Annotated in this window: 1 protein-coding gene; it reads right to left on the reverse strand. The window is 77.0% G+C overall.

Going from position 1 to position 405, the window contains the following annotated elements; all coding sequences use genetic code 11:
• Nucleotides 1-391 (reverse strand): hypothetical protein (locus tag VR45_RS47690; RefSeq protein WP_159394546.1); only part of this gene is annotated, 391 nt, incomplete at its 3' end.
• Nucleotides 392-405: the final 14 nt, after the last annotated feature.

Raw genomic sequence — 405 nt, forward strand, 5'->3', positions numbered from 1 at the left:
AATCCCGCACGGGCCGCAGGCCGCCCTGGACGGTTTCCGGCGCGGCTGGACGCTGGTGATCGCGGCAGCGCTGCTGGCCTGCGCGGCCGCCCTGGTGCTCGCCGCCGCCCAGCGCCGTGCAGCGGATCCGCGGTAGCCGACACCCGTTGGCCACCACCATCTTGACGTTGCCGGGCGGGGTGGTGGCGTGACCGCTCCTCGGGTGCTCGTGGCGGGGGCGGGGCGGTCTACGGCGCGTGGGCTGCTCGTCGGGGGCGGAGATCCCGCAGACCGGGCCGGGCAGCCGGCGGCGCAGGTGCACGCCGATCGCGAGGGCGGAGCCCTCCCAGGCCGTCGCCGCGCCGTCCCGCCCGGCGGCGGGTGCTGCCGCGCCGTCGTAGGTTGCGAGCATGACCAGTCAAGAGA

It is taken from the genome of Streptomyces sp. NRRL S-495 (assembly GCF_000966955.1).
GTDB lineage: Bacteria > Actinomycetota > Actinomycetes > Streptomycetales > Streptomycetaceae > Kitasatospora > Kitasatospora purpeofusca.